29 protein-coding genes are annotated in these 26,658 nt (G+C 41.8%); 17 read left to right on the top strand and 12 right to left on the bottom strand.

Annotated features, from left to right (window positions below; all coding sequences use genetic code 11):
- The 5 genes from H6A27_RS04235 to H6A27_RS04215 all read left to right on the top strand — a co-directional run.
- Positions 1–1,139: WG repeat-containing protein (locus tag H6A27_RS04235; RefSeq protein ID WP_204507804.1), on the top strand; the 1,139-nt coding region annotated here is incomplete at its 5' end.
- A 70-nt stretch (positions 1,140–1,209) separates the two neighbouring features.
- Positions 1,210–2,292: a TIGR04133 family radical SAM/SPASM protein gene (locus H6A27_RS04230; RefSeq protein ID WP_204507803.1), complete on the top strand. Its 1,083-nt coding sequence runs from the start codon at positions 1,210–1,212 to the stop codon at positions 2,290–2,292.
- A 1-nt stretch (position 2,293) separates the two neighbouring features.
- Positions 2,294–2,701, top strand: a complete 408-nt coding sequence (locus H6A27_RS04225) for a hypothetical protein (protein WP_204507802.1) — start codon at positions 2,294–2,296, stop codon at positions 2,699–2,701.
- A 252-nt stretch (positions 2,702–2,953) separates the two neighbouring features.
- Positions 2,954–4,642: a serine/threonine protein kinase gene (locus tag H6A27_RS04220; RefSeq protein WP_204507801.1), complete on the top strand. Its 1,689-nt coding sequence runs from the start codon at positions 2,954–2,956 to the stop codon at positions 4,640–4,642.
- Between the two features lie 20 nt (positions 4,643–4,662).
- The gene (locus tag H6A27_RS04215) at positions 4,663–5,853 is read left to right on the top strand and encodes a tetratricopeptide repeat protein (RefSeq protein ID WP_204507800.1); all 1,191 of its coding nucleotides are present in this window, start codon (positions 4,663–4,665) and stop codon (positions 5,851–5,853) included.
- Between the two features lie 299 nt (positions 5,854–6,152).
- On the opposite strand, the gene istB is transcribed toward H6A27_RS04215, so the two are convergent.
- Positions 6,153–6,926, bottom strand: a complete 774-nt coding sequence (gene istB, locus H6A27_RS04210) for an IS21-like element helper ATPase IstB (protein ID WP_204448074.1) — start codon at positions 6,924–6,926, stop codon at positions 6,153–6,155.
- The gene (gene istA / locus H6A27_RS04205) at positions 6,916–8,481 is read right to left on the bottom strand and encodes an IS21 family transposase (RefSeq protein WP_204507799.1); all 1,566 of its coding nucleotides are present in this window, start codon (positions 8,479–8,481) and stop codon (positions 6,916–6,918) included. The genes istB and istA overlap by 11 nt, the downstream gene beginning before the upstream one ends.
- A gap of 285 nt (positions 8,482–8,766) precedes the next feature.
- Between istA and H6A27_RS04200 the strand changes: the two genes are divergently transcribed.
- The 5 genes from H6A27_RS04200 to H6A27_RS04180 all read left to right on the top strand — a co-directional run bounded on the left by H6A27_RS04200 (position 8,767) and on the right by H6A27_RS04180 (position 12,043).
- A complete protein-coding gene (locus tag H6A27_RS04200) occupies positions 8,767–9,996 on the top strand; it encodes a 3-phosphoshikimate 1-carboxyvinyltransferase (RefSeq protein WP_204507798.1) in 1,230 nt (409 codons plus the stop codon).
- Between the two features lie 4 nt (positions 9,997–10,000).
- The gene (locus H6A27_RS04195; RefSeq protein ID WP_204401859.1) at positions 10,001–10,420 is read left to right on the top strand and encodes a phospholipase; all 420 of its coding nucleotides are present in this window, start codon (positions 10,001–10,003) and stop codon (positions 10,418–10,420) included.
- A gap of 83 nt (positions 10,421–10,503) precedes the next feature.
- The gene (locus tag H6A27_RS04190) at positions 10,504–11,313 is read left to right on the top strand and encodes a metal ABC transporter permease (protein WP_204507797.1); all 810 of its coding nucleotides are present in this window, start codon (positions 10,504–10,506) and stop codon (positions 11,311–11,313) included.
- A gap of 80 nt (positions 11,314–11,393) precedes the next feature.
- A complete protein-coding gene (gene tsaE, locus H6A27_RS04185; RefSeq protein ID WP_204507796.1) occupies positions 11,394–11,816 on the top strand; it encodes a tRNA (adenosine(37)-N6)-threonylcarbamoyltransferase complex ATPase subunit type 1 TsaE in 423 nt (140 codons plus the stop codon).
- Between the two features lie 2 nt (positions 11,817–11,818).
- Positions 11,819–12,043: an immunity 17 family protein gene (locus H6A27_RS04180; RefSeq protein ID WP_154044916.1), complete on the top strand. Its 225-nt coding sequence runs from the start codon at positions 11,819–11,821 to the stop codon at positions 12,041–12,043.
- Positions 12,044–12,172: 129 nt separating this feature from the next.
- Here H6A27_RS04180 and H6A27_RS04175 read toward each other — a convergent pair whose 3' ends face one another.
- The 6 genes from H6A27_RS04175 to H6A27_RS04150 form a co-directional block, all read right to left on the bottom strand.
- The gene (locus H6A27_RS04175) at positions 12,173–12,715 is read right to left on the bottom strand and encodes a ferredoxin domain-containing protein (protein WP_204507795.1); all 543 of its coding nucleotides are present in this window, start codon (positions 12,713–12,715) and stop codon (positions 12,173–12,175) included.
- 389 nt (positions 12,716–13,104) lie between these two features.
- Positions 13,105–14,760 (bottom strand): AMP-binding protein, encoded by a 1,656-nt coding sequence (locus H6A27_RS04170; protein WP_204507794.1) that lies wholly within the window; start codon positions 14,758–14,760, stop codon positions 13,105–13,107.
- Positions 14,761–14,773: 13 nt separating this feature from the next.
- Positions 14,774–15,331, bottom strand: coding sequence for a helix-turn-helix domain-containing protein (locus tag H6A27_RS04165; RefSeq protein ID WP_204507793.1), 558 nt, complete (start codon positions 15,329–15,331; stop codon positions 14,774–14,776).
- Positions 15,332–15,383: 52 nt separating this feature from the next.
- A complete protein-coding gene (gene proB, locus H6A27_RS04160; protein ID WP_204507792.1) occupies positions 15,384–16,466 on the bottom strand; it encodes a glutamate 5-kinase in 1,083 nt (360 codons plus the stop codon).
- Between the two features lie 163 nt (positions 16,467–16,629).
- A complete protein-coding gene (locus tag H6A27_RS04155) occupies positions 16,630–16,914 on the bottom strand; it encodes a winged helix-turn-helix domain-containing protein (RefSeq protein WP_204391351.1) in 285 nt (94 codons plus the stop codon).
- Complete coding sequence (locus H6A27_RS04150) at positions 16,899–17,525, bottom strand: hypothetical protein (RefSeq protein ID WP_204507791.1); 627 nt, start codon at positions 17,523–17,525, stop codon at positions 16,899–16,901. Before H6A27_RS04150 ends, H6A27_RS04155 begins: the two co-directional genes overlap by 16 nt.
- 356 nt (positions 17,526–17,881) lie before the next feature.
- Between H6A27_RS04150 and H6A27_RS04145 the strand changes: the two genes are divergently transcribed.
- Positions 17,882–18,658 carry a Cof-type HAD-IIB family hydrolase gene (locus H6A27_RS04145; RefSeq protein WP_204507790.1) on the top strand — a complete coding sequence of 259 codons (777 nt, stop codon included), beginning with the start codon at positions 17,882–17,884 and terminating at the stop codon, positions 18,656–18,658.
- Positions 18,659–18,661: 3 nt separating this feature from the next.
- Here H6A27_RS04145 and H6A27_RS04140 read toward each other — a convergent pair whose 3' ends face one another.
- The 4 genes from H6A27_RS04140 to H6A27_RS04125 form a co-directional block, all read right to left on the bottom strand.
- Positions 18,662–19,600 (bottom strand): HipA domain-containing protein, encoded by a 939-nt coding sequence (locus H6A27_RS04140; protein ID WP_204507789.1) that lies wholly within the window; start codon positions 19,598–19,600, stop codon positions 18,662–18,664.
- Positions 19,597–19,935, bottom strand: coding sequence for a HipA N-terminal domain-containing protein (locus H6A27_RS04135; protein ID WP_204401816.1), 339 nt, complete (start codon positions 19,933–19,935; stop codon positions 19,597–19,599). Before H6A27_RS04135 ends, H6A27_RS04140 begins: the two co-directional genes overlap by 4 nt.
- Positions 19,935–20,159 (bottom strand): helix-turn-helix transcriptional regulator, encoded by a 225-nt coding sequence (locus H6A27_RS04130; protein ID WP_204401814.1) that lies wholly within the window; start codon positions 20,157–20,159, stop codon positions 19,935–19,937. Before H6A27_RS04130 ends, H6A27_RS04135 begins: the two co-directional genes overlap by 1 nt.
- A gap of 115 nt (positions 20,160–20,274) precedes the next feature.
- Positions 20,275–21,006: a class I SAM-dependent methyltransferase gene (locus tag H6A27_RS04125; RefSeq protein WP_204507788.1), complete on the bottom strand. Its 732-nt coding sequence runs from the start codon at positions 21,004–21,006 to the stop codon at positions 20,275–20,277.
- A 181-nt stretch (positions 21,007–21,187) separates the two neighbouring features.
- Between H6A27_RS04125 and H6A27_RS04120 the strand changes: the two genes are divergently transcribed.
- The 6 genes from H6A27_RS04120 to proC all read left to right on the top strand — a co-directional run bounded on the left by H6A27_RS04120 (position 21,188) and on the right by proC (position 26,609).
- On the top strand, positions 21,188–21,673 hold the full coding sequence (locus H6A27_RS04120) for an arginine repressor (RefSeq protein WP_204401810.1): 486 nt from the start codon (positions 21,188–21,190) through the stop codon (positions 21,671–21,673).
- A 77-nt stretch (positions 21,674–21,750) separates the two neighbouring features.
- A complete protein-coding gene (locus H6A27_RS04115) occupies positions 21,751–22,320 on the top strand; it encodes a GNAT family N-acetyltransferase (RefSeq protein WP_204507787.1) in 570 nt (189 codons plus the stop codon).
- A gap of 113 nt (positions 22,321–22,433) precedes the next feature.
- Entirely contained in the window at positions 22,434–23,639 is a 1,206-nt protein-coding gene (locus H6A27_RS04110) for an argininosuccinate synthase (protein ID WP_204401806.1), read from the top strand.
- Entirely contained in the window at positions 23,636–24,604 is a 969-nt protein-coding gene (argC, locus tag H6A27_RS04105) for an N-acetyl-gamma-glutamyl-phosphate reductase (protein WP_204507786.1), read from the top strand. Before H6A27_RS04110 ends, argC begins: the two co-directional genes overlap by 4 nt.
- A 92-nt stretch (positions 24,605–24,696) precedes the next feature.
- Positions 24,697–25,821, top strand: a complete 1,125-nt coding sequence (locus H6A27_RS04100) for an aspartate aminotransferase family protein (RefSeq protein WP_204507785.1) — start codon at positions 24,697–24,699, stop codon at positions 25,819–25,821.
- An 11-nt stretch (positions 25,822–25,832) separates the two neighbouring features.
- Positions 25,833–26,609 carry a pyrroline-5-carboxylate reductase gene (gene proC / locus H6A27_RS04095; protein ID WP_204507784.1) on the top strand — a complete coding sequence of 259 codons (777 nt, stop codon included), beginning with the start codon at positions 25,833–25,835 and terminating at the stop codon, positions 26,607–26,609.
- Positions 26,610–26,658: the final 49 nt, after the last annotated feature.

Here is a 26,658-nt window from a genome sequence, read left to right as displayed (position 1 = left end):
GCACCTCAGTAGGAAGCGGCACACCCGGCTATGCCCCTTTGGAACAAGCCAATTATCACGAAGGCAAGGATTTTCCCGTCACCATGGATGTATATGCTTTGGGAGCTACGATGTTCAAAATGCTGACAGGCGTACGACCTCCGGAAGCATCAGTCATACTGAATGACGGTTTTCCTGCATACGAATTGCAGAAACATCATGTCGGAGATGCATTGACAGCTTGCGTGGGCAAAGCGATGGCGGCTCTGCGGAAGGACAGGCCACAAAGTGTGGAGGAGTTCTTAAAAGAATTACAAGGAAACGGTGCAAAAACCGATAATGAGGAAGGGACGGACTATGAAACGACTTCGGATAAGAAGAATGTAACAGAAAAAGATCAGAAGTCTCCTCATAAATCCGGAAAGAAATCTCAGAATATCTTAATTGGAGGACTCATAGGATGTTTGTGCTTTGTTGGCTTCATAGCAATTCACAACATTATCAACAATCACCCAGCTTCATCCGAAGTACAACAAGGTGACACGAATATAGTTCAATACACTTATCAAATAGACGAAGATACAATCCTATCAAACACAGGACCTGTCCAATCAGATGTATCTGACAAAAACAATCCGCCTAAAAAAGTAGGTGAACCTATAGAAGCCAATGAACAGGACATCAAATACGACAAGGTTTGGAAATTTGTAGAAGGAATGGCATTGGTAAAACGAAATGGGAAGTATGGATATATTAATAAAAAAAAGGAAGAAATTGTCCCATGCAAATATGATGACGGTTGGGCTTTTTCTAATGGAGTTGCTGATGTTAAACTTAATGGAAAGCCCGCACTTATAAACAAAAAAGGTATCGAAATTATACCTCCTGTATATGACTATATAAGATATATTTCAGGAGAATATATCATAGTATGTTTAAACAACAAATATGGCCTATTTAACATAAATGGGGAACAAGTTCTTCCCTTAAAATATGAAGATATGAGTGATATTTTCAATTATGCAAATGGTTTGTTTAATGATAGACCAGCCGAAGCCGTAACTGCAATAAAAGAAAATGGCAAATGGTACTATGTAGATAGACACGGGAGGAAAATAGGAAAACCTGCCAAAAATCCAGATGACAATCCTTGGAGCTAATGATTTTATAAATACAAATTAAAATAGGTTCTGTTTCACAACAAAAATCAACAAAATAATATAATTGACCATGAACCAACTTCAAAAAATAGACCTTGAGATAGCTTACTGGAAGCGGGAGCGGCTGAAGCTGACACACCCTTTACGGCAATTGTTTTGGGAGTGCACCTTGCGCTGCAACATGGCTTGCCGGCATTGCGGAAGCGATTGCAAGGCTGTGTCCGACTCGCCCGAAATGCCTTTTGAGGACTTTGCCCACGTACTGGACGAAGTAAAAGCGCATCAACCCTACGTGAAAACCATGGTGCATACGGTAGGCGGAGAACCGTTAGTGCGCCGGGATTTGTTGGAGTGCGGGCGGCAGATTACGGAAAAAGGATTCTATTGGAGTATGGTGAGCAACGGAATGCTGATTGACGGACCCATGATGCGTGAACTATCCCGTACGGGACTTCGCTCGCTGGCTGTTGACGTGGACGGTACGAAGGATGACCATAACTGGCTGCGCTGCAATGGGCAAAGTTACGACCGCGTGTTCAACGCCATCGGACATATCCGACAAACGCCCCATCTGGTATGGGATGTAATCACCTGCGTCAACCACCGTAATCTGCCCCATCTGCCGGAACTGAAGCGTTTGTTGATTGAAGCGGGAGTCACCCGGTGGCGGTGCTTCACCATCGTCCCCATGGGCCGTGCCAAAGGCCAGGAAGATTTACTGCTGAGCGATGAAGAGTTCCGGCAACTGATGGACTTCATCGTGGAGACCCGGCGGGAGAATAAAATCCGCTTGTCCTATGCCTGCGAAGGTTTCTTGGGAGACTACGAAGGCCGGGTGCGCGGACACATCTATACGTGCATTGCCGGACTGACAGTGGCTTCGGTACTGAGCGATGGAGGTATCTCAGGTTGTCTGAGCATCCGCAGTCCGTATCAGCAGGGCAACATCTATCGGGACAGCTTCTGGGACGTATGGCAACACCGCTTTCAGAAATACCGCAACCGGGAATGGATGCGTACGGAACTTTGCGCCGATTGTGCCTTGTTCCGCCATTGCGAAGGGAACGGCTTCCACCTGCGGGACGATGAAGGGAACCTGATGCTGTGCCATTACCACAAACTTTTCGGGAAACAAAATAGAGGAGGGAAATAAAATGGATAAAGAAACGAAGAAAGACATGTTGAAAACGGCAACGGCGGCAATGACCGGCAGCGCCATAGGAACAACGGCAGGACATGTCGCAGCAAACGCTTTAAACAAGGAAACGGCTGAGGTTCCGCAAGAAGAGGTACAACAGGAGGAAGTTACTGTCCTGCCTACTACAGAAGACATCACCGCCAATGACGTACACATCGAACCGGGAGATGAACCGATAGAGGTTGTATATGGGGGACCGCCCATCGAGAATGACATCATACTGATAGATGATACCGACCTCGACAACATCCTGATAGACGACACCTATTGCATGTATGGCGGACCGGCCATGTACGGTTATGAGGATAATATGGAAACCAGAAATATGGATATTGCGGAAGATGAAAACCTCACAGGCGTCTGATGGGGCAAGACACTGAAAAATCCGGTTGCAAAAGTATCATTGCTTACTTGCCCAAGTAATATTGGATAAATAGCAAAGTATCATTGCTTACTTGGGCAAGTAACCAATAATGCTTCGAAAAGCATGTTTTCTGCTGATGAAGTATTCCAGGCAATCATGCTTTCAGACAGCGCTTAAATACATCAGATATTTTTTTGACAAATGAATTAAACCTATTATTTTTGTTCAGAAATACCTATCAATAAAAACGATATGAACAACACGAACGATAACGCCCTGAAACCAGGCACTCTCCTGCGAGGCAAATCCTACACCTACACCATCCAGAAGGTGTTAGGACAAGGCACATTCGGCATCACCTACCTGGCCACCACCCAAATAAAGGTGACGGGTGCTTTAGGCGAAATTGACACAACTATTCAAGTCGCCATTAAGGAATTCTTCATGAAAGAAGTCAACGGGCGTAAAGAAAATACTGTGACTACAGGAAGCCAAGGAGGCATTTATGCCAACTATAAGAAGAAGTTTGCCCGTGAAGCGGAGAATCTAAGCAAATTACATCACCCAAACATTGTAAGAGTATTAGAATTCTTCGAAGCCAACAATACCGTCTACTATGCCATGGAATATGTAGATGGAGGAAGTTTGGACAAATATATCAAACCATATCAAGGTATACCCGAATCTGAAGCTCTTAAACAAGCCAAGCAGATAGGCGCAGCCCTCTCCTATATGCACACCCACAAGATGCTACACTTAGACTTAAAGCCGGGGAACATCATGCTCCGTAAGAATGGGGATATTGTACTCATTGACTTCGGCTTGTCTAAACAATACGACAAGAACGGAGAACCAGAATCAAGCACAAGTGTAGGAAACGGCACTCCCGGCTATGCCCCCATTGAACAAGCCAACTATCACGAAGGCAAGGATTTTCCTGTAACCATGGATGTATATGCCTTTGGAGCGACCTTGTTCAAGATGCTGACGGGTGTCCCTCCTCTCAAAGCCGATGAAATCTTGAATGAAGGTTTTCCAGCATACGAGTTGCAAAAGCATCAAGTCAGCAACTCATTGATAGCCTGCATAGCCAAAGCCATGTCATCCATGAAGAAAGACAGGCCGCAGAGCGTGGAAGCATTCTTACAAGAATTAACTGGCATGAAAAGTCAGAAAATTCCTCAAGAAGTTTCTCCGACAACCAAACCACAAATAGAAAGAAAAGAAAAGGAACCTTTACATCCTCATTCCACTCCTAATTTCTGGGGGAAATATAAGAAGCCTATTATAGGAGCAAGCACATGTGCGCTGATCATCTGCGTATTTCTGATTGTAAAATCAATCAACAAGCAGGATATCAAGCCAGATATAATGTTCCCTCAAGATTCGATTGCGGTTGCAGAAGTTATTGAAGAAACTCATGACTCGCCAGACTCTATAGCAACAACGGCACCAGAGACTGATACGGCTTCTTCGGATTCTATAGCCGTAGAAGTGGAAACGAAAGAAGAACGCTTTCAGAAAGCCATGAAACTTCAGGGGAAAAACAAAGAAAATGCTCTGCTCCAACTGGCAGATGAAGGCTATGCTTATGCTTATTTCCCTTTGGCGGAATATTATTTCTCAACCCAACAAAATAAGCAAGCGGATAAATGGCTGGCTAAGAGTCTGCTCACAGGGAAACGACATGAAGCAGAAAGACTCATAGAAAAAAAGATAAGTTCTGGAGATTTTGGCTTGGTAAATACAATGCGTATGATAGAAAATCAAGCAAACACCGGACATGAAGAATATTATTGCTTATTGGCTAAATGGTATTTAGGGCGAAACGAAGATACCCAAGCAGACAAATGGTTACGTAAGGCTATTGCAGCAGGTATAAACAAAAAGGAAACTCGTCAAATTGAGCAAACTTTACGGGAAAGAGGATTTTACGATTAATCAACCTATAAAATACGAATATGAAAAAGTTTTTATTTTTAGCACTGAGTTTATTGGTGTGGAGCAATGTCATGGCTCAAAGTGAATGGACACAACTGGAAATGGAGGTGAAAGCGGAAGCCGGAGATGTGGAAGCGCAAAGCAAATATGGTTTATGGTTCCTGCAACAAGGGAAAAGCGAAGAAGGAGTTTATTGGCTCAAAAAAGCGGCCGAGAAAGGTAACTCAGAAGCGCAATATAATTTGGGCGTACATTACTATAACAATAAACTTTATAATCAAGCACTCCCTTGGTGGAGAAAAGCTGCCACACAAAATAATACAGATGCCCAACGACAATTAGGCTTGCACTATTTGAATAATAATAATTATGAAGAAGCTTTTCCTTGGCTGGAAAAGGCGGCCAAAACTGGAGATGCTTCAGCCCAATGTGGATTGGGTAATTATTATTCTTTCTACAAAAAGGACAAAGAGCAAGCGGCATATTGGTATACTCAAAGTGCCGAGCAGAATAATGCGCAAGCTCAAAATTTCTTAGGCATTTTATGCATGGAATCCGGCAAGAATGAAGAAGGAGTAGAATGGTTCCAAAAAGCAGCCCAAGCGGGATATCCGAAAGCACAGTTCAACTTAGGTCTCCATTATGAAAAGAATAATAATTGGGAACAAGCTGTATTATGGTATAAAAAAGCAGCCGAAAAAGGAGATGCCAAAGCGCAATGTTCCTTAGGTACCTATTATTTAAACCACAAAAATTTTGAACTTGCCCTATTCTGGTCAGAGAAAGCTGCAGAACAAGGAAACGCAATTGCACAACGGAATTTAGGCATTTATTATGATTCCACAAGGAAAGATCTCGCCCAAGCAGAGTCTTGGTTTAAAAAAGCCGCAGAACAAGGAGACGCAGTTGCCCAAAACTTACTAGGCATTGTCTACATGAAAAAGCATCAAAATGAAGAAGGTGTCTATTGGTTTAAGAAATCGGCGGAACAAGGCTATGTGCATGGCGAGTTTAATTTAGGCCTCCACTATTACAACAACAAAAACTATACGGAAGCTGTCCCTTGGTTCAAAAAAGCCGCCGAACAAGGTAATGTCAGTGCCATGGAAAAGCTTTCTGCCTGCTATCGCTATGGCCGAGGAGTAGAAAAGGATATTAAGCAAGCGGAAGTTTGGGCAGATAAAGCCAAACAGACTTCCAACAATCCTTAAATTCTAACCGAACCAATCACGTTACGCAAGAGCATGCTAAAACATAGTATGCTCTCGCGCAGCATATTAAATGAACTAGATAAGAAAGTGAAATATTACAACCCGGAATCAATGGCATCAGGCATGACAGATGGTGATGGAGACTACTAAAAGGTATTTTCGTTGTCTATTGGAAAATATAAAGTCACTTGATCCACTATTATACTTTTAATTGACCCATCAAAAAAATATTAGAATTAAGTAGAGAAAAATGCATTTTAACCCGGGTCAGTTTCAATTATAATTTTTTATAGCAGATACTACTTCTTTTTAGCATTAATCTTTCTTACAGAATCACCCGTTAGCTCAATTTTGTGTGCAGTATGTACGATTCTGTCCAGGATTGCATCAGCTACCGTAGGATCTCCAATTGCATCATACCAGCTTTCGACTGGAAGTTGTGACGTTATTATGATTGATTTTAGTCCGTGTCTGTCTTCTATTATTTCCATAAGTATTGACCTTTCTCTGGCATCCAGTCCTATAAGAAACAGATCGTCAAGAATAAGCAGTGAACACTTTTCAATTTTTTTCATCTCAGATTCTATAGTTCCCTTGTTTTTGGCCATTTTAAGCTGTCCCATAAGCTTTGACGCATTGGAGTATAAAGTTCTGACTCCATTTTTGCATGCTTCATATCCTATTGCTGAAGCTATATAGCTTTTACCTGTTCCGGAGCTTCCTGTGATAAAAATATTCTGTCCGTCTCTTATAAAATCAAGAGAAGCAAGTCTCTCGAGCTGGTTCCGGTCAAGGTTCCGTTTTATTGTATAGTCTATTTTTTCCATATATGCCTTATATCTGAAGTTTGCAGATCTTATCAGTCGTTCAATGCTTACATTGCGTCTGTAATCATACTCGCTTTCAAGAAGCCATTTCAGGAACTCATCGTTTGTCATACCATCAGAGGATGTTGTCCTGCAGTCATTTCTGTATGTTTCAAGCATACCGTAAAAACGTAATTTGGAGAGTAACTCCATTATTCTGTCCATATTTTTTCCGACAGTTCTGTTTGTTTTATTATTACTTGTCATTTTTATCTATGTTTTTAGAGTTAAAATAATCCTTACCTCTGAGATTTCTGTGTTTAGGGGTAAGTTCAGGAGCAAGCCCTTCCATTTGTATATGATACTTTTCATCTTCCCTGTTTACCAGAAGGCTTTCAAGTTCGTTGAACCCGAACATGCAGGATTCCATTGCTATCTGGCATGCAAGAACCACTCTGTCGTGTCCGAAACGTTCCACAAGACATAATATACCATCAGCTGAACGTATAGCCTGAACAGGATATTTTTTGGCAACAGCCACCAACTTTATATACTCTTCCACTACCGTGTCTATTTCACGTGCCTTGCGGTATATATCATCCATTCTGATTCTGTATTCATGTAGTACTCCGGGAAGTTTATGGGAAGGTTTTTCTGAATAAGTGAAAGGTGTATCATCCCTGCGATGTGTCGTTATGTGTCTGAATTTATAATATATCTCCACTGTGTCCCCATCATACAGTAATTCTACAGCATCGCCTATATACTCTTTAGGAACACTGTAATAGTGATTGTTAAGCGATACATAACTGTTTTTCATGACAGTTGCCGTTTTCCGGTTTTTTGATATAAATCTTGTTGCCGGCAATATATGTAGCCTGTCTTTCTCGACCTCGAGGAAACGCTCCCTACGGCTGTAGCTGCGGTTGTACATCTTTCGGCTGTTCAATGCGTCAGTATGTTTCATTATTTCTATGTTCAAGGCTTCAATATCATTGAATTTCAATCCTGTCATCTTTGAATAGACCTCCCTGTAAAGCAGTCTTACAGCATTTTCAACCAAAGCCTTGTCTTTGGGTTTGCGCACTCTTGCCGGAAAGACAACACAGCCGTAATGGTCTGCAAATGCTGCAAAGTCATCATTTATTACAGGCTCTATTCCACCGGGCTTTGTTACGGCAGATTTGAGGTTGTCGGGAACTATGGCATTGGGTACACCTCCAAAATAATGGAAAGCATTTTCACATGCCTGGATAAGATATTCTTTCTTTTGCGATGGTACAGCCTCGTAATAAGTAATCTGACTGCATGGAAGTATCGCTGCAAAGACTTCTACGGGAACCTTATCACCCGTATTCCTGTCTGAAATATAAAGTTTGTCACCGGCAAAATCCACATACATCTGATCACCAGCTATATGATCTATGCGTCCAACCGGTATTTTTACCTCCCTTTCACGTCTGAGATACAGGCAGAATGAACAATAACTGTAACCTTGGGGACGGTTTCTCAGATACTCCTCATACAAGGACCTTCTTGTTGTTCCACGGGATTTAAGTCGTTTAATGTACTCAGGTATATGTTCTTGAAGATACTTATACTCTGCAGATCCTGTTGATTCGTTGTCAGTCTCCGTACCGAAAAGTTCATGCAGATGATGCTCGTCCATTTTCAACAGGCGTTCCAGCTCTATACCCATATCCTCGTATATTCGGATATACCGTTTTACTGTATTACGTGAAATCAGAAGAGAAGAACTGATACTACGGATACTCATTCCTGACTGGTAGCACCGCAGTATGTGCTTGATTCTTATTTTCATTCTTTAAAATTTTTATTCGGTTAATAATACCGGGTTAAAATGCTTTTTAAAGTACAAAAACAAGACTGAAATGTGGTAATTCTATAGGGTCAATTTTTATTATAATCTAAGTGGGTCAGTTTCGGTTATAAAGGTGGGTCAGGTGATTTTTATAATAGTGGGTCAAGTGACTTTATATTTTCCATCTGTTACAAAGATAAAAATATTATATGAAACTGCTTTCCATCAAAAAAACAAATAAATACATTATCTTTGCAATCTAAACGAACACTGAAAGATTGCAATATGGGTAGAATAAAAGTTTCAGCACCTGAAAATATAAATACAAACATACTTTTACCGTCGTCAAAGAGTATATGCAACAGGGCCCTTATTATAAAAGCACTGTCAAAACATGACGGGAAAATAGAGAACTTGTCCGAATGTGACGACACTTTCGTGATGGTGCGCGCACTTAGTGAAATGACCGACACTATAGACATCATGGCGGCAGGTACAGCCATGAGATTTCTAACCGCATATCTTTCGGTTACGGAAGGCGAACATATCATTACGGGAACTGAAAGGATGAGACAACGCCCTATAAAAATTCTGGTGGATGCCTTACGAAGCTTGGGAGCAGACATTAAATATACCGAAAAAGAGGGTTTCCCTCCACTGAAAATCAGAGGAAAAGAACTTAATGGGAATTCTATCTCACTGCCGGGAGACATCAGTTCGCAGTACATATCCGCTCTTATGATGATAGGTCCTACTCTTAAAAACGGACTTACTCTCAACCTGACCGGCAACATCGTTTCAAAGCCATATATCAATCTTACAATCCAGATAATGAAAGAGTTCGGAGCTGATGCCGTATGGGCAGACGAACACACTATATGCATAAGCAACGATACTTACAAACCTACTCCATATTATGTAGAAAGTGACTGGAGCGCTGCTTCTTACTGGTATGAGATGACAGCCCTGTCGGAGAACGCCCGTGTGGAACTTCCAGGACTTTTCGAAAAGAGTTTCCAAGGAGACTCAAAAGTAGCTGAACTGTTTGAGCAACTGGGTGTAACAACAGAATATGGAGACAAGAATGTAGTTCTGACAAAAAGCGGAAAGGTAACAGACAAAATGGAATACGATTTCGTAAACCAGCCAGACCTGGCACAGACATTCGTAGTGACCTGTTGCATGATGGGAATACCGTTCCGTTTCAGTGGTCTGCAAAGCCTCAAGATTAAAGAGACAGACCGTATGGCTGCACTCATAAACGAAATGAAGAAATTGGGATATGTAATATCGGAAAGCGACGGTTCGGTACTGTCATGGGACGGAGAAAGATGTGAAGGTGACGCAAACCCTACCATAGACACATACGAAGACCACAGAATGGCAATGGCATTTGCACCGGCAGCACTGAAGCTGAAGGACATCAGAATAAACAATCCGCAAGTGGTATCAAAATCTTATCCCGGATTCTGGAAAGATTTGACCAAGGCAGGTTTCAACATAATGGAGGAATAAAGACATGTGGATACTCGTTTTAGCACTCATCGGTGTTGCACTGTTCGGACTTATTGCCGGATACTTCTATAACCGCAACATCCAAAAGAAAATTGAAAAAGGAGAAATAACCGAAGAGCCGCAAGTGGTTGAAGTGGACAGCGAATGCTGCGGTCAGCATGAGACATGCGAGAAAGACAGTCTTCTGGCTGCCGTGAGCAAGAAAATAGAATACTACGACGACGAGGAGCTGGACCGTTTCAAAGGACGCACTTCGGACAGCTACACCGAGGAAGAGATAGAAGAATTCAGAGACATACTTTACTCAACCCAGGAAGTGGAGGTGGCAGGATGGTGCCGAAGCCTGCAACTGCGAGGCATTGAACTGCCAAACGAGCTAAAGGACGAGCTGTTCCTGATTGTGGGAGAAAGAAGAATACATTGATTGTTAGTTTGTCAGTTTATTAGTTTGTTTATGCAATCTAATAAGCCCAAAAACTCAAGAACTTAAAAACTTAAAAACTCAAAATGACCGATTTCATAGAACTGTTCCAATATACATTTTTCCAGAATGCACTGCTGGGAAGCCTTTTTGCAAGTATTGCCTGTGGAATAATAGGCACATACATCGTGACAAGACGCTTAGTTTTCATCAGCGGAGGTATAACCCATGCTTCATTCGGAGGAATAGGAATAGGGCTATATACAGGTATTTCGCCGCTGCTTACAGCTGCCATATTCTCTGTGTTGTCGGCATTCGGAGTGGAATGGCTAAGCAAGAGAAGCGACATGCGGGAAGACTCCGCCATTGCCGTATTCTGGACATTCGGCATGGCGGTGGGAATTATCTTCAGTTTTCTCGCTCCGGGATTTACGCCTGAACTTTCTTCATTCCTGTTCGGAAATATCCTGACCATTACCACCGGCGATATAATACTGCTTGGCATAATAAGTCTCGCACTGGCTGTATTCTTTGCCATATTCCTGAAACCTATAGTATCAATAGCATTCGACAGGGAATTTGCACGCTCGCAACGTCTGCCGGTGACACTGTTCGAATACACGCTGATGATGTTCATAGCACTGACCATAGTGGCCTGCCTGAGAATGATAGGTATAGTTCTTGTCATCTCATTGCTTACACTGCCACAGATGACGGCAAACCTTTTCACATATAACTTCAAGAAAATAATATGGCTGTCGATAATAATCGGCTACATTAGCTGTTTAGGCGGACTGATACTGTCATATCAGCTTCAGGTTCCTTCAGGAGCATCAATCATATTTACTTCTATAGTGATTTATGCGGTGGCGAAGATGATTAGAAGGAGAAGTTAATGGAGTTAAGAAGTTAATGGAGTTAAGAAGTTAATGGAGTTATGGAATAAGTATTAAAGAATTCAATAAACTAATATAATATGGAAATAAAGATTAATTCACTGGAACAGATCCATGAAGCAGCGAAACAATTCATCGCTGAAATGGGCGACAATACAGTCTTTGCTTTCTACGGCAAGATGGGTGCAGGAAAAACCACATTCATCAAGGCTGTGTGTGAAGAACTTGGAGTGACAGATGTTATAAACTCACCTACTTTTGCTATCGTAAACGAATACCGTTCTGAAACTGCAGGCGAACTGATTTATCACTTCGATTTCTACAGAATCAAGAAGCTGGAGGAGGTTTACGACATGGGATATGAGGATTATTTCTATAGCGGCGCACTCTGCTTCATAGAATGGCCTGAACTGATAGAGGATGTGCTTCCGGGTAACACCGTAAACGTATATATAGAAGAAGCAGAAGACGGAACACGTAGCGTACGTTTCGAAGCTGAATAACAATGATTGCACACTACATAATACAGTCGGTATTTGTACTGGTAGGGATTTTGTCTCTCATGGCATCAGTCTTTAACTGGGAATGGTTCTTCACTGCACAGAATTCCCAATTCATAGTGAGAACCCTCGGGAGAAACAAATCCAGAATATTCTATGCAATACTTGGTTTGGCTATGATTGCGGCAGGGATATATTTCTTTCTGTCCGTACGCGAAGCCTACAAATAGACTATCATTCTTTTACATAATCAAAAACAGCCGGTCCGGAATTTTCCATAACCGGCTGTTTTAGTTTTAGTTCTTTCTTGGTACACCATAAACAGTATATCCTGATTGGATGTACATGTTTTTATACTGTTATTTTATTGTCTGTACAGGCGACTTGCGGTCGAAGAAAGGATTCTTAGAAGAAGCACTTACGGGTATGGCATATACGCTTTTACATCCTTCCAGGTAATTCAGGCGCTGGGCAGCCAGTCCGGCAGAAAACATTACGCGAGTATCTACACGCATATCTGCCGCCGTAGCACAAGCTGAGCCGATGGCTATTCCTACATCTACTGAATTGATGGCACAAGGTACTCCTTCAGTTCTGGAATCGCAGGTAGAGAACCCGCAGTGACCGCAGTTCAGCCCTTGTGCATGTTCGTGAGTTCCGATAATGACCACACTTTCAGCCTGTAGAATGTTGTTTGCATCCCGTATGAAAAACTTCATACCGGTTTCTTCGGCTAATTGCAGCATTGTTTCTGAAAGTTGTTGTAACTCTTCGCCTGTTACCAGCGCTACTTCTATGACATCTACTCCTTTTCCCTTAGGGGCGGTACGTGCCGCAGTCATCATTTGTCTGGCTATGTTGATGACATGTTCATGGCGGCAGTTTCGTTCGTTTTCTATCATGACTGTTATATATTTTAAGGAATTACATTCGTTTACCGGCTTTCTGCAAGCAGGGAAAATCTCCGGCTGTCTGCATGATACAAATGTAGCTATTATAATTGACTTATCGTTGTATTTATGAAACAAACCAGCTATTATCAATAGTTTATTTTTCACCTTACGAGAAGGTGCTGATACATTTTAAAAAAACATGGCCGTGTTTAATCTTAAATACGGCGGCGTTTGAAATCAAACACGGCCGTGTTTTTTCAAGACCTTTTTGACTGGCATCAGAAGCAGCCGGATTGTCACTATTCCTTTATCACAAATTAAAAAATGATTATTACAATAACAGCCGGTCAGGATCTCTCCGAACCGGCTGTTCTGTTATCATAATGATTTCATATCTATTACTGATTATCTTTCTGACGGATTTCCACACGACGTATCTTACCGCTGATAGTCTTTGGAAGTTCATCTACAAACTCTATCACTCGAGGATATTTGTATGGAGCGGTAACACGCTTCACGTGGTCCTGAAGTTCCTTAATCAAAGCATCGCCAGCTTTATCCTTATAATCCTTGGCAAGGATAATTGTAGCCTTGACCACCTGTCCGCGGATTTCGTCAGGAACTCCTGTAATGGCACATTCCACAACGGCCGGGTGTGTCATCAATGCACTTTCCACTTCGAACGGGCCTATACGGTAGCCTGAACTCTTGATTACATCGTCCGCACGACCAACAAACCAGTAATATCCGTCTTCATCACGCCATGCTACGTCTCCTGTGTAATAAACGCCGTCATGCCAAGCCTCGTGTGTAAGCTCAGGGGCACGATAATACTCCTTGAACAATCCTAATGGCTTGCCATGATTTGTACGTACCACAATCTGTCCCTGCTCGCCATCTTCGGCACTGCGTCCGTCAGGCTTGATAAGGTCTATCTCATACTGTGGATTAGGCACACCCATACTTCCCGGTTTCGGTTCCATCCATGGGAATGTGGCAAGTGTCAGTGTTGTTTCTGTCTGTCCGAAACCTTCCATCAGACGTATTCCTGTAATCTTGAGGAATGTTTCATATACAGAGTAGTTCAAAGCCTCGCCTGCAGTAGTACAGTATTCCAATGATGAGAGATCGTACTTGGACAGGTCTTCACGTATGAGGAAACGGTATATTGTAGGAGGCGCACAAAGTGATGTGATATGATAGTCGTGTATCTTCTGAAGAATATCTGCAGGAGTAAACTTCTCGTGGTCATATACGAAGACTGTCGCTCCGGCAATCATCTGTCCGTAGAGTTTTCCCCAAACGGCCTTACCCCATCCTGTATCGGCAATAGTGAGATGAAGACTGTCCTTATGAAGATTATGCCAGAAACTTCCTGTAACGATGTGTCCCAACGGATAAGTGAAGTCATGTGCCACCATCTTAGGTTCGCCTGTGGTACCGGATGTGAAATACATCAATGATATATCGTCGTTGGTATTTACATGCTCAGGACGGACAAAAGGAGCCGCATTATCTATTCCCTTATGGAAATCAAGGAAGCCTTCAGGTATGTCAGGACCTATGCTAACGAGTTTCTCTACTGTAGGAGACTCAGGCATTGCATCTATCACATGTTTTGTAATCACTTCTTCGCCCGCCATTACAATCATCTTGATAGATGCAGCATTGCAGCGATAAACAATATCTTTTTTGGTAAGAAGGTGTGTAGCAGGAATTACAACAGCACCTAATTTGTGAAGAGCAATAATGGAATACCAGAACTCATAACGGCGTTTCAGGATAAGCATAACCTTGTCGCCATGACCGATACCGAGACTCTGAAAGTAAGATGCAGTCTGGTCAGTATATTTCTTGAGGTCGGCATACGAAAAATGAATGCACGCACCTTTATCGTTTGTCCATAATATCGCTTCTTTTTCCGGGTCTTCGGCAGCCCACGCATCTACTACATCGTAGCCGAAATTGAAATTTTCAGGAACTTCTATCTTGAAGTTCTTTATAAAATCCTCCTGTGAGGTAAAATGTGTCTGTTTTACAAATCTCTCTAACATATATCGTATCTGATTATTGCATTACTATAGCTAAGAATCTAACGTTGTTTCCGTCTAGTGCCTTCATTCCGTGAGGAAGAGAGGAATCGAAATACAGGCTGTCGCCCGGATTGAGGATAAGCTCCTTGCCATTGATATCAAGCAACAGACGTCCTTCAATCACCATATTGAATTCCTGTCCGGCATGAGTGTTATAATATATAGGTGTGGTTTCAGGCTTAGGTTCTACCGTTACGATAAACGGATCTGCAATTCTGTTCTTGAAACCTGAGGCCAATGATTCGTACTTGTAAGCCTTTGTTCTTTCCACTGAAATACCTGTTCCACGGCGTGTAAGGAAATATGAGCGCATATGAGGTTCTTCGCCGAACATAAGTTCATCAAGAGATACACCGAACTCTGTTGAAATCTTCTGAAGTGTACTTACCGAAAGGTCTTTCTCGCCACTTTCCATAGCGGCATACTGTTCAGGAGTTACTCCAATCTTTTCCGCTACCTGCTCCACTGTCAGGTCAAGAGCATCGCGCAATCCATGTAAGCGCATTGCTATTTGTTTTATCTGTTCATCCATAGTCTTTAAGTTATTTTCCACAAAAATAATAAAAAGTATGTCATTATGAAAGTTATTCTAAATATAAATAGTCATAATGTACGAGATAAGGCTTACCATGAATACCCATAACGGCTTTTGCGTCTGCTGATGACATACTTACACGGCCAACACCTATCTTCTCATCGTCAGGATTTACGATAGTTACAATATCATCCTTTTCAAAATCGCCAACTATATCTGTCACTCCTACAGGAAGAAGGCTTACCGCCTTGTCACCACGCAGCTTGTCAGCAGCCTTATGATTGACTATAATCTTACCTTTTGAGAATCCATCGCTGTGGGCAATCCATTTCTTGATACTTGACACACCGTTCTCCGAAGGAACAAACTTCGTGCATACGGTTTCTTCAGGATTGGAAATCAGATCAACGAGTATATTGTCCTTCTTTCCATTGGCAATAAATACTGTAATCCCCTCGTCTGCCACCTTGCGGGCAATGCTGCTTTTAGTCAGCATACCTCCCCTGCCGAATCCTGACTTCTCAGTACTGATATAGTCCGACAGGTCCTTGCCCTGTTCCACTTCTCTGATAACAGTCACTCCCGGCTGGGAAGGGGCACCATTATATATACCGTCGATATTGCTCAGAATAACCAATGCCTGAACATCCATCATGGCTGCAATCAGACCTGAGAGTTCGTCATTGTCGGTAAACATAAGTTCCGTAACAGAGATTGTGTCATTCTCATTCACAATGGGAATAACATCATTGTCCAGCATCACCTGCATACAGTTGCGCTGATTGAGATAATGTCGTCTTGTGGAGAAACTTTCCTTAGTTGTAAGCACCTGACCTACCGTAATTCCATGTTCGCGAAACAGTTCGTAATATCTGTTTATCAGCTTGGCCTGACCTACAGCCGAAAACAACTGGCGGCTGTCAACACTGTCAAGCTTGCGCAAAGGCTTTACCTCACTGCGTCCGGAAGCCACCGCTCCCGATGATACAAGTACTATTTCGACTCCTGCCCTGTGAAGTTCTGCCACCTGGTCAACCAACGCAGACATTCGCGTAACATCGAGCGTACCATCCTTGCGTGTAAGTACATTGCTGCCAATTTTTACCGCTATTCTTTTATATTTACATTCCATACATTTTTTGATTTCATATCTATTAATGACGCAAATATAAGAAATTACGGACATCAAATTACAAAATCATGCAGTCTTTTTATTTCAGATTACTTATTGACATGTATTTTCACAAGAATATTACCAACAGAAAGGCAGTCCAACATCGGACTGCCTCACCATATCATAAATCAATATACGTCTTTAATACTGCCACATATTCTTCGAAAGCCTTTCTTCCGGCTTCGGTCATACGGCACGAAGTTCTTGTCTTCTTTCCGATAAACTCTTTCGTTACCTCAATATATCCTGCACTGCTCAGTTTATCGAGCTGTACACTGATATTACCTGCCGTAGCATTGGTTTTCTCTTTCAGATAATTAAAATCAGCCTCATCTACAGACAGTAAAAGAGTCATTATCGCAAGCCTCAACTGAGAATGTATCAGAGGATTTAATTCTTTAAGCATTGTTGTCTGGAATTTCTGTTAATAATATGTCCCGGTATAATCATCATAAATAGAAAGGCTATTCCGAAATACAGGTGCCAATATACTGTAGAATCGCCATCAGAAACAAGTACTACAAGCATATACAAACCGATAAAAAATGCCAACAAGGGTGTATAAACAAGTACTTTCATATTGGTTATGACACCTGTAATTGATGTTCCAATTCCTGCATAGAGCAGACTCAACGGAAGCATCAGAGTAAAACTGCATACTCCTGTATGAAAACCGAAAAGAACTATAGCAATAATAGTCAACAAGAACATTGAGCCTATAACGGACCATGTATTTGCTATCGCCTTATCCATATATGTCACCACCTGTGGCTTCTCTTTTCTGTCCTTGATCTTCATCACTATACCAGGAACAAACATCAGAAACCATAAAGCTGCCCATAACGGATTGGCAGTGAAATAAACCATAGCGAATGCAACAATGGAAATAATAAAAGCCGAATAACCATAATACAGGAAAACATTACCGCTTCCAACTTCCATATTCTGCTTTGCCTGTTTTAACATCTGGGAAATCAGTTCCAAACTGTCTTTCTCCGAAAATAGATTTTCTTTCATACACAATAATTTTTTAATGTTCTACACTTCTATATGGACGTTTTTGTACAAAAAGCTCATTTCCCGTTTATCAGTTTATTCATATATAAATTAGTTTATAAAATAAACCATATACTTATTAAAAAAAGAAGACTTACCTTCTTTACAATGCAAATATAAAACAGTTTATTTTATAAACCAAATAAAAAAGCAATTATTTTTACATCTAATACCATTTTAAACAATTGAAATATCATATCGTGTATTATTAAGACAAAGCTCGCACAAAGCATCAGTCAATCAATAACCATCCTACATTTTTTCTGATATCAGTTTTTATTGATAACTTTGCCTGACTAAATTACAATTGGACTTTTATGATTAAAGCTATATTTTTCGACATCGACGGAACACTGGTTTCGTTCAAGACACACAGAGTACCGGAATCAACCAAACAGGCACTTAAAGAGTTAAGAGAAAAAGGTATAAAGGTATTTATCGCTACGGGACGCCCGAAATTGCTTATAAACAATCTTGAGGATCTTGAATTCGACGGATATATAACCCTGAACGGCGCTCACTGCTTTACAGCCGACCACAAGGATATTTACAAAGGACTGATACCTGCCGAAGATATAGAAAGAGTTGTGGAATACACTAAAAGCCACGACTATCCGTTCGTCTTTGTGCACGACAACCAATGGTTTATCACAAAAGTGGATAAAGCGGTTGAAGACATAGCCAAACTAATAGAGATTTCCATTCCTCCTGTTAAACCGGGAGAAGAAGCATTAGGAAAAGATATTCTCCAGATTATGGGATACTTCCCTACTGAAGCCGATGAAGAAATTTTCGGCAAGATACTTACTCATTGTGAAACAATGAGATGGCACCCGCTATTTGCCGACATCATAAATAAAGGTACAAGCAAGAGCCGCGGCATAGATGAAGTAATAAAGCATTACGGCATAAAGCTCGAAGAGACAATGGCTTTCGGCGATGGCGGAAACGATATCAACATGCTTGAACATGCCGGAATAGGGGTTGCCATGGACAATGCATCGGACAAAGTCAAGGCTGCAGCCGACTATATCACATCATCTGTGGATGATAACGGCATCATCAATGCTTTGAGACATTTCAATATATTATAGTTCTCAACGCAGCATTACCACACGACGCAAGATAAGCTGTTTATACTGCTTTTTCATATCATCAGGTAAAAAGGAATTGTCTATCAGCTCGAACCATTTAGGCAATGCACGGCTGAAACGACGGGAAAGATTCTCGATAACTTTCTCGTCAACTCCAGATGCTGTTATTGCCTTGTAAAAGTCAGCCTTACGTAAACGGCTCTTCTTCCCGTTGAGTGTAAGAGCAAGTTCTTCGGTATCTTCAGGCATAACAAGACTCGTAGAAAGCATATCGTAGGCAGGTGTAAGCGTATATCCGCCAATCTGGTTATAGAGGGAAAAGTTCTTAAGATGCATATCGGCATTACCTGTTATCCAACAGAACACAACTACCTCCCAGAAATTTATCACATCAAGTTGCGGAGCGGATGAATATCGCCTTACCAATTTGGCGATTTGCTCGTATGATCCTTTGTATTTATATTCCGTGAGCCGTTCGGATAACTGACACATATCCTCCATTGCGACCTTGCGTCCGTCTGGCAGGCGGTCTATACGACGGGTTATATAACATAGTTCTCCATCACTGAACCGTATCAGACTATGTGGAACCACATTTATCTTCACGGCCTCGGCAAGGTGCATGGTAATATCCTCCAGTTCCGGCAAAGCACGGTATGAATGAGTCTGTGGTTTCAGGATGAAACGTCCCCACAGGCCAACTATAGTGAAACGGTCCGGTTCGTTACGGCCCCCACGGTTAATGTCAAGCGAAAGTTTGGCCTGCACACCTGTCAGTGTAGTCTGACTACGCACCACCTGACGTGCCAAATCACCTAACTGGGCACGTACGTATGGCAGTTCAGGAGCTGTACGCGTTCCGAAAAACTTTTTGGCACATGCGGGATGGAAATCTTTCATTCCTTCACCCAATTCCTTATAACAATATAAACATCGGCTCATAATTTATCCTCCTCAGTTTCGTCGTCCGGTATTACACTGACTGCCCCAATACAGTCCTTACAGCAAGCCAAAAGTAGAGACATACGGTCCCTCTGATTAATTTTCCAGCTACGCTCCGCTATATCGAGCAACCATCCCTCAGGTATTAGTCCGTCAAAAAAAGGAAACAATACCATGTCATGATATGGTTTCTCTCCAATAGGAAGTGTCAGACTGACCGCAGTAGCATCCGGCAGCTTCAGATATTCCGCATCGTACGTAAAGGTGAATCCGTTTTCGTCTTCCACCAATCTGCCTGCCAACCGGTCATGCAGAAACACTTTTGCACGTTTCATTACTTATCCTCCTTTGACTTTACATTCAATTCAACCGGTCCAACCTGACGACCAAAAAGACTAAGGACCTGATTAACCTTATCCATACGCAGAGTCTGCTTGCCCTGCTCCAAATCGCGGACAAAGCGTAATCCAACACCAGACTTGTCTGCCAGGTCCACCTGTGTCAATCCGAACTGGCGACGCATCTCCTTTACGAAATCAGCTATTACCGTGTATTCCATATTTATACCCTTTCGGGTACAAATATAACAAAGCTTCCGATATATTATACCTTTTAGGGTATAATTATTATTACAATAATATTTTTTATACCCAAACGGGTATAGAAAAGAAATATTACACTATCATTGTAAGCTTTGCCAGATATTCATAATGCTCGCCATTATATACAAGTTCAGCCTTGAAGCCGAATTGAGATGCATAAAAATTCAATGTTTCATAATCAATGTACAACCACTTGAAAGGTTCACCCTTTATCTGTTTGTACTGCATACTGAATTCTATCTCTCCATAATAATCTGCCGCAATATCAATCAGCATACTGCCATCCTCATCTTCGAACAGATATTTCAAATCACTTGAATCCATCAGAATGCTTCCACCAGGGTTGAGCAGTTCTTTCATACGGGTAAAGAAACTCTCCATATTCTTAACAGAGCCTATAATACCGGAACCATTCATAAGCATCAATATAGTGTCATATCCTCCAATGAATGAGGGGTCGAACAAATTTGCAAGACGAGTTTTCAGACCGCTTTCTTCCATTACCTTGACAGACAATGGAGATATATCTATAGCCTCAACATCCTTGCCCATATCCTGAAGGACAAGCGAATGACAACCACTTCCAGCACCTACATCAAGAATTCTTCCTTGAGCCATCTCAAGAGCTTTTTTCTCAAGTTCGGGCATCTCGTCATATTCGCGAAACAGTGTCTCTACAGGTATTTCGTCCTCATCAAACTGAGGTGAAAAAACTCTTAATCTTCCGGCACGACCTTTAGTGAAGTAATCGTATATGGCAGTTCCCATAGGGTCCTTACCAGAATCCAATAATCCGTAATTCATATACATTATTATATTATAATACGATTACAAAGGTACGAAAAAGTAATACATATTCCATAACGATGATTATTTATACAATGTTTTCACATTTTTTACGAATAAAACTATAAATAACTTTGTTTTTATGCATGAATTACAATAATAAGACGTATATTTGCGCCCGATATAGAATAATTATACAATGAAAAGTAAGAATAACAGGCTTGATGCCATAAAGATGATTATCTCCGTAAAAGAAATCGGAAGCCAGGACGAATTGCTTCGCGAGCTTAATAAAGAGGGTTACAGCCTGACACAAGCCACGCTGTCACGAGATCTTAAGCAGTTGAAAGTTGCCAAGGCCGCGAGCATGAACGGTAATTACGTTTATGTTCTACCAAACAACACAATGTATAAGCGAATGACAAATCCTCCTGGAGCAACAGAGATGATGCGACACAACGGATTTATGGGAATAGAATTCTCAGGAAACATTGCAGTAATTAAAACTCGTCCGGGATATGCCAGCAGTTTGGCATACGACATAGACAACCATGGCTTCGAAGAAATTTTAGGAACAATAGCCGGAGATGATACAATAATGATGGTAATCAAAGAAGGTTTCTCACATCATACTATAATTAATACGCTGAGCCAGATTATTCCAAACATCAACGAATATAAATAAAAAACATAATATATAACCAACAAGCTTACTAAGAATGGCTGAGAGATAAGTCATTCACCTTTAAATAGACCACAAAGATGGAAACAGAAAAACAGATAGACGTAATGGTGGCAGATGCAAGCCACGAAGTGTATGTGGACAGCATATTGGACACTATTAGAGAAGCTGCAAAGGTAAGAGGTACCGGAATAGCTGAAAGAACACACGAATACGTTGCCACAAAGATGAAAGAAGGCAAGGCTATCATTGCATTATGCGGTGACGACCTGGCAGGATTCACTTACATCGAATCATGGGGTAACAAGCAGTACGTGGCAACATCAGGACTTATCGTTCATCCAAAATACAGAGGATTGGGTCTGGCAAAACGTATCAAGCACGCATCTTTCACTCTTGCGCGTCTCCGCTGGCCAAAAGCCAAAATTTTCAGTCTTACTTCGGGAGCTGCAGTAATGAAAATGAATACTGAATTGGGATATGTGCCTGTAACATTCAACGAGCTGACTGACGACGAAGCTTTCTGGAAAGGTTGCGAAGGTTGTATCAACCACGAAATTCTTATGGCTAAAAACAGAAAATTCTGTATCTGTACAGCCATGTTATATGATCCTGCTTTACACCAGGACGATAAAATAAATAATTTCTAATTGTAAGTTTTTGAGTTTGTCAGTTCTTAAGTTGGTATATGATAACAGAACTTAAAAACTAAAAACTAAAAACTAAAAAACTAAAAACTTAAAAACTAAAAACTCATACATATATGGAAAAGAAAAAAGTAGTAGTCGCATTCAGCGGCGGACTTGATACATCGTTCACAGTGATGTATTTGGCAAAAGAAAAAGGATATGAAGTATATGCGGCATGTGCCAACACAGGTGGTTTCAGCCCTGAACAGCTGAAACAGAACGAAGAAAATGCCTATAAACTTGGAGCTGTAAAATATGTTACTCTTGATGTGACTCAGGAATACTACGAAAAGAGCTTGAAATATATGGTATTCGGTAATGTTCTCCGTAACGGTACATACCCTATCTCAGTTAGCTCAGAACGTATTTTCCAGGCTTTGGCTATTGCCCGTTACGCAAACGAAATCGGCGCGCATGCCATTGCACACGGTTCTACAGGTGCCGGTAACGACCAGGTTCGTTTCGACATGACATTCCTTGTAATGGCTCCGGGTGTGGAAATCATCACTCTTACACGTGATATGGCCTTGAGTCGCGAATACGAAATAAACTATCTGAAAGAACATGGTTTCGAGGCTGATTTCACAAAACTGAAATACTCTTACAACGTAGGTATTTGGGGAACATCAATCTGTGGTGGTGAAATCTTAGACTCAGCTCAGGGATTGCCTGAAAGCGCTTACCTGAAACAGGTTAAGAAATCAGGTTCAGAGGAATTGAGACTTGAATTCAAGAAAGGTGAAATCTGCGCTGTAAACGGCGAGCAGTTCGACGATAAGATCAAAGCTATCCAGAAGATAGAAGAAATCGGTGCAGCATACGGTATCGGTCGCGATATGCACGTAGGTGATACAATCATCGGTATCAAGGGACGTGTAGGATTCGAGGCTGCAGCTCCTATGCTTATCATCGGCGCACACAAGTTCCTTGAAAAATATACTTTGAGCAAATGGCAGCAGTACTGGAAAGACCAGGTTGCCAACTGGTATGGTATGTTCCTTCACGAAAGCCAGTATCTGGAACCTGTTATGCGCGACATCGAAGCTATGCTTACAGAAAGCCAGCGTAACGTAAACGGTACAGTTATTCTGGAATTGCGTCCTTACTGCTTCTCAACTGTAGGCGTTGATTCTAAGGATGACCTCGTAAAGAACAAATTCGGTGAATACGGCGAAATGCAGAAAGGCTGGACTGCCGATGATGCAAAAGGATTCATCAAAGTTCTTTCTACTCCGCTCAGAGCTTACTATGCTAACCATAAAGACGAGGCGGACGTATGATAAAAGCAGGTATTATTGGTGGAGCGGGATATACGGCAGGCGAACTTATCCGCCTGCTTATCAATCATCCTGACGTAGAGATTGTATTTATAAACAGTTCAAGTAATGCCGGGAACAAGATTACAGACGTTCACGAAGGACTTTACGGCGAGACTGAACTTACATTTACAGACGAACTTCCTCTTGACACTATAGACGTCTTGTTCTTCTGTACTGCACATGGAGACACAAAGAAATTCATGGAAAGCCATAATGTTCCTGAAGACCTGAAGATTATCGACTTGTCAATGGACTACCGTATCAAGAGCGACGACCATGATTTCATATACGGACTGCCGGAACTGAACAGACGCACCATCTGCCATAGCAAGCATGTAGCCAATCCGGGATGCTTTGCCACTTGTATCCAGTTGGGACTTCTGCCTTTGGCAAAGAACCTGCTGCTCAATGGCGACGTAATGGTTAATGCCATAACAGGAAGTACCGGAGCCGGAGTAAAGCCTGGTGCCACAAGCCACTTCAGCTGGCGTAACAATAACATGAGCATCTACAAACCGTTCCAGCATCAGCATGTTCCAGAAATCAAGCAGTCACTGTGCCAGCTTCAGAACAGTTTCGATTCTGATATAGATTTTATTCCTTACCGTGGCGACTTCGCACGAGGTATCTTCGCTACAATTGTGGTAAAGACCAAAGTAGAGCTTGCAGAATTGGTGAAAATGTATGAAGATTATTATGCAGAAGATTCTTTCGTACATATCATCGACAAGAATATCGACCTGAAACAGGTGGTTAATACTAACAAATGTCTTATCCATCTTGAAAAGCACGGCGACAAACTGCTCATCGTATCCTGCATAGACAATCTGCTGAAAGGTGCAAGCGGACAGGCTGTTCACAACATGAACCTCATGTTCAATCTTGAGGAAACTGTAGGATTGAAACTGAAACCAAGCGCGTTTTAATGTTAGTTTTTAGTTATTGGCTATTAGTTCAAACGACCAACAGCTAAAACTAACAACTAAAAACTAAAGTCTAACAACTAAAAACTTAAAAAATGACCCTATTCGATGTATATCCGCTTTTCGATGTCAACATAGTAAAAGGTAAAGGTTGCCACGTATGGGACGAGAAAGGCAATGAATATCTTGACCTGTATGGAGGACATGCTGTAATCTCCATAGGACATGCCCATCCGCATTATGTAGAAGCCGTAAGCAGTCAGGTAGCAAAATTGGGCTTCTATTCAAACTCGGTAATCAATACACTGCAGAAAGACTTTGCCGAAAAGCTTGGAGCTATGTGTGGTTACGATGATTATCAGCTGTTCCTGATCAACTCAGGTGCCGAAGCCAACGAGAATGCATTGAAACTGGCTTCATTCTATAACGGACGCACCAGAGTTATTTCTTTTGCAAAAGCTTTCCACGGACGTACTTCACTGGCAGTGGAGGTGACAAACAATCCTAAAATCATAGCTCCGATAAACGACAACGGACATGTAACATATCTTCCTCTTAATGATACTGAGGCTGTAAAGGCAGAACTTTCAAAGGGTGATGTATGCGCAGTTATCATCGAAGGTATACAGGGTGTGGGCGGTATCCAGGTGCCAAACACAGAGTTCATGAAAGAACTTCGCCGTGCATGCGATGAGACAAACACTGTACTCATTCTTGACGAAATACAGTCAGGCTACGGAAGAAGCGGTAAGTTCTTCGCTCACCAGTATATGGATATCAAGCCGGATATGATTACAGTTGCAAAAGGTATTGCAAACGGCTTCCCTATGGCCGCAGTTCTAATCAGCCCTAAATTCACACCGGTTTACGGACAGCTTGGTACTACTTTCGGAGGTAACCATCTGGGATGTGCTGCTGCAATAGCTGTTCTCGATGTGATGAAGGAAGAAAACCTGATAGACAATGCGGCAAAGGTAGGCGCGCACCTTATGGAAGAACTAAAATCATTCCAGGGCGTTAAGGAAGTGCGCGGACTTGGTCTGATGATAGGTCTGGAATTCGAACAGCCTATCAAGGAAATCCGCAGCAAACTTCTTTTCGAACAGAAAGTATTTACTGGTGTGAGCGGAACAAATGTCATCCGTCTGTTGCCTCCTCTTTGCCTGAGTATGGCAGAAGCTGATGATTTCCTGGAAAGACTTCACAATGTAGTAAAATAAGGCAGAAAAGTATGAAAATAGCAATTATCGGTGCTGGAAACATGGGCGGCGCAATAGCACGCGGCCTGGCACACGGACAGTATATTGATGCAGGCAGCATCACAGTTTCAAACCCGAGCAACGCCAAGTTAGAGAAACTGAAGGAAGACTATCCTGAAATAAACGTTACTAACAGCAACAAGGAAGCTTCCGAAAATGCAGATATCGTAATTGTCGCAGTCAAGCCGTGGAAAATGGAAGAGGTGCTGAAACCGCTACGCTTACGCCAGCCGCAGATATTGGTATCTGTAGCCGCAGGACTTACATTCGAAGACCTTGCACATTTTGTGGATCCTGAAATGCCTATTTTCCGCGTCATTCCAAACACAGCCATAGCAATAAACGAAAGCCTGACATTGGTTGCCAAACGTAATGCTTCGGATGAACAGACTGAAACAATGATGAAACTGTTCAACGAAATGGGAGTGGCAATTCTAATAGAAGAAAAGCTTTTCCCTGCCGGCACAGCACTAACATCATGCGGAATAGCATACGTCCTGAAATATGTACAGGCAGCAATGCAAGCGGGAATTGAACTTGGGTTCAAATCTCAGGAAGCAAAAATGATGGTTGCACAAACAATGCTTGGAGCAGCAGAGATTCTCCTGAAAGACGAACAATCGCATCCGACTATCGAAATAGAAAAGGTTACTACTCCAGGAGGAATTACAATCAAAGGACTTAACCGTCTTGAGCATGAAGGCTTTACATCGGCTGTGATAAAAGCCATAAAAGATAGTTGCATATAGTGATAAATTGATATATATCAATACGTTGTATCGACATATTGCAGTAACT

The sequence above is a fragment of the Bacteroides caecigallinarum genome, from assembly GCF_016902295.1.
In the GTDB taxonomy this organism is placed as follows: Bacteria; Bacteroidota; Bacteroidia; order Bacteroidales; family Bacteroidaceae; genus Phocaeicola; species Phocaeicola caecigallinarum_A.
The sequence above is the reverse complement of the archived record's forward strand: the minus strand, read 5'-3'. Positions and strand labels throughout refer to the sequence as shown.

Excerpts from the sequence above, each read along its gene's own strand:
- H6A27_RS04230 (WP_204507803.1), top strand. The coding sequence starts at position 1,210 with ATGAACCAACTTCAAAAAATAGACCTTGAGATAGCTTACTGGAAGCGG.
- H6A27_RS04225 (WP_204507802.1), top strand. The coding sequence starts at position 2,294 with ATGGATAAAGAAACGAAGAAAGACATGTTGAAAACGGCAACGGCGGCA.
- H6A27_RS04220 (WP_204507801.1), top strand. The coding sequence starts at position 2,954 with ATGAACAACACGAACGATAACGCCCTGAAACCAGGCACTCTCCTGCGA.
- H6A27_RS04215 (WP_204507800.1), top strand. The coding sequence starts at position 4,663 with ATGAAAAAGTTTTTATTTTTAGCACTGAGTTTATTGGTGTGGAGCAAT.
- istB (WP_204448074.1), bottom strand. The coding sequence starts at position 6,926 with ATGACAAGTAATAATAAAACAAACAGAACTGTCGGAAAAAATATGGAC.
- istA (WP_204507799.1), bottom strand. The coding sequence starts at position 8,481 with ATGAAAATAAGAATCAAGCACATACTGCGGTGCTACCAGTCAGGAATG.
- H6A27_RS04200 (WP_204507798.1), top strand. The coding sequence starts at position 8,767 with ATGGGTAGAATAAAAGTTTCAGCACCTGAAAATATAAATACAAACATA.
- H6A27_RS04195 (WP_204401859.1), top strand. The coding sequence starts at position 10,001 with ATGTGGATACTCGTTTTAGCACTCATCGGTGTTGCACTGTTCGGACTT.
- H6A27_RS04190 (WP_204507797.1), top strand. The coding sequence starts at position 10,504 with ATGACCGATTTCATAGAACTGTTCCAATATACATTTTTCCAGAATGCA.
- tsaE (WP_204507796.1), top strand. The coding sequence starts at position 11,394 with ATGGAAATAAAGATTAATTCACTGGAACAGATCCATGAAGCAGCGAAA.
- H6A27_RS04180 (WP_154044916.1), top strand. The coding sequence starts at position 11,819 with ATGATTGCACACTACATAATACAGTCGGTATTTGTACTGGTAGGGATT.
- H6A27_RS04175 (WP_204507795.1), bottom strand. The coding sequence starts at position 12,715 with ATGATAGAAAACGAACGAAACTGCCGCCATGAACATGTCATCAACATA.
- H6A27_RS04170 (WP_204507794.1), bottom strand. The coding sequence starts at position 14,760 with ATGTTAGAGAGATTTGTAAAACAGACACATTTTACCTCACAGGAGGAT.
- H6A27_RS04165 (WP_204507793.1), bottom strand. The coding sequence starts at position 15,331 with ATGGATGAACAGATAAAACAAATAGCAATGCGCTTACATGGATTGCGC.
- proB (WP_204507792.1), bottom strand. The coding sequence starts at position 16,466 with ATGGAATGTAAATATAAAAGAATAGCGGTAAAAATTGGCAGCAATGTA.
- H6A27_RS04155 (WP_204391351.1), bottom strand. The coding sequence starts at position 16,914 with ATGCTTAAAGAATTAAATCCTCTGATACATTCTCAGTTGAGGCTTGCG.
- H6A27_RS04150 (WP_204507791.1), bottom strand. The coding sequence starts at position 17,525 with ATGAAAGAAAATCTATTTTCGGAGAAAGACAGTTTGGAACTGATTTCC.
- H6A27_RS04145 (WP_204507790.1), top strand. The coding sequence starts at position 17,882 with ATGATTAAAGCTATATTTTTCGACATCGACGGAACACTGGTTTCGTTC.
- H6A27_RS04140 (WP_204507789.1), bottom strand. The coding sequence starts at position 19,600 with ATGAGCCGATGTTTATATTGTTATAAGGAATTGGGTGAAGGAATGAAA.
- H6A27_RS04135 (WP_204401816.1), bottom strand. The coding sequence starts at position 19,935 with ATGAAACGTGCAAAAGTGTTTCTGCATGACCGGTTGGCAGGCAGATTG.
- H6A27_RS04130 (WP_204401814.1), bottom strand. The coding sequence starts at position 20,159 with ATGGAATACACGGTAATAGCTGATTTCGTAAAGGAGATGCGTCGCCAG.
- H6A27_RS04125 (WP_204507788.1), bottom strand. The coding sequence starts at position 21,006 with ATGAATTACGGATTATTGGATTCTGGTAAGGACCCTATGGGAACTGCC.
- H6A27_RS04120 (WP_204401810.1), top strand. The coding sequence starts at position 21,188 with ATGAAAAGTAAGAATAACAGGCTTGATGCCATAAAGATGATTATCTCC.
- H6A27_RS04115 (WP_204507787.1), top strand. The coding sequence starts at position 21,751 with ATGGAAACAGAAAAACAGATAGACGTAATGGTGGCAGATGCAAGCCAC.
- H6A27_RS04110 (WP_204401806.1), top strand. The coding sequence starts at position 22,434 with ATGGAAAAGAAAAAAGTAGTAGTCGCATTCAGCGGCGGACTTGATACA.
- argC (WP_204507786.1), top strand. The coding sequence starts at position 23,636 with ATGATAAAAGCAGGTATTATTGGTGGAGCGGGATATACGGCAGGCGAA.
- H6A27_RS04100 (WP_204507785.1), top strand. The coding sequence starts at position 24,697 with ATGACCCTATTCGATGTATATCCGCTTTTCGATGTCAACATAGTAAAA.
- proC (WP_204507784.1), top strand. The coding sequence starts at position 25,833 with ATGAAAATAGCAATTATCGGTGCTGGAAACATGGGCGGCGCAATAGCA.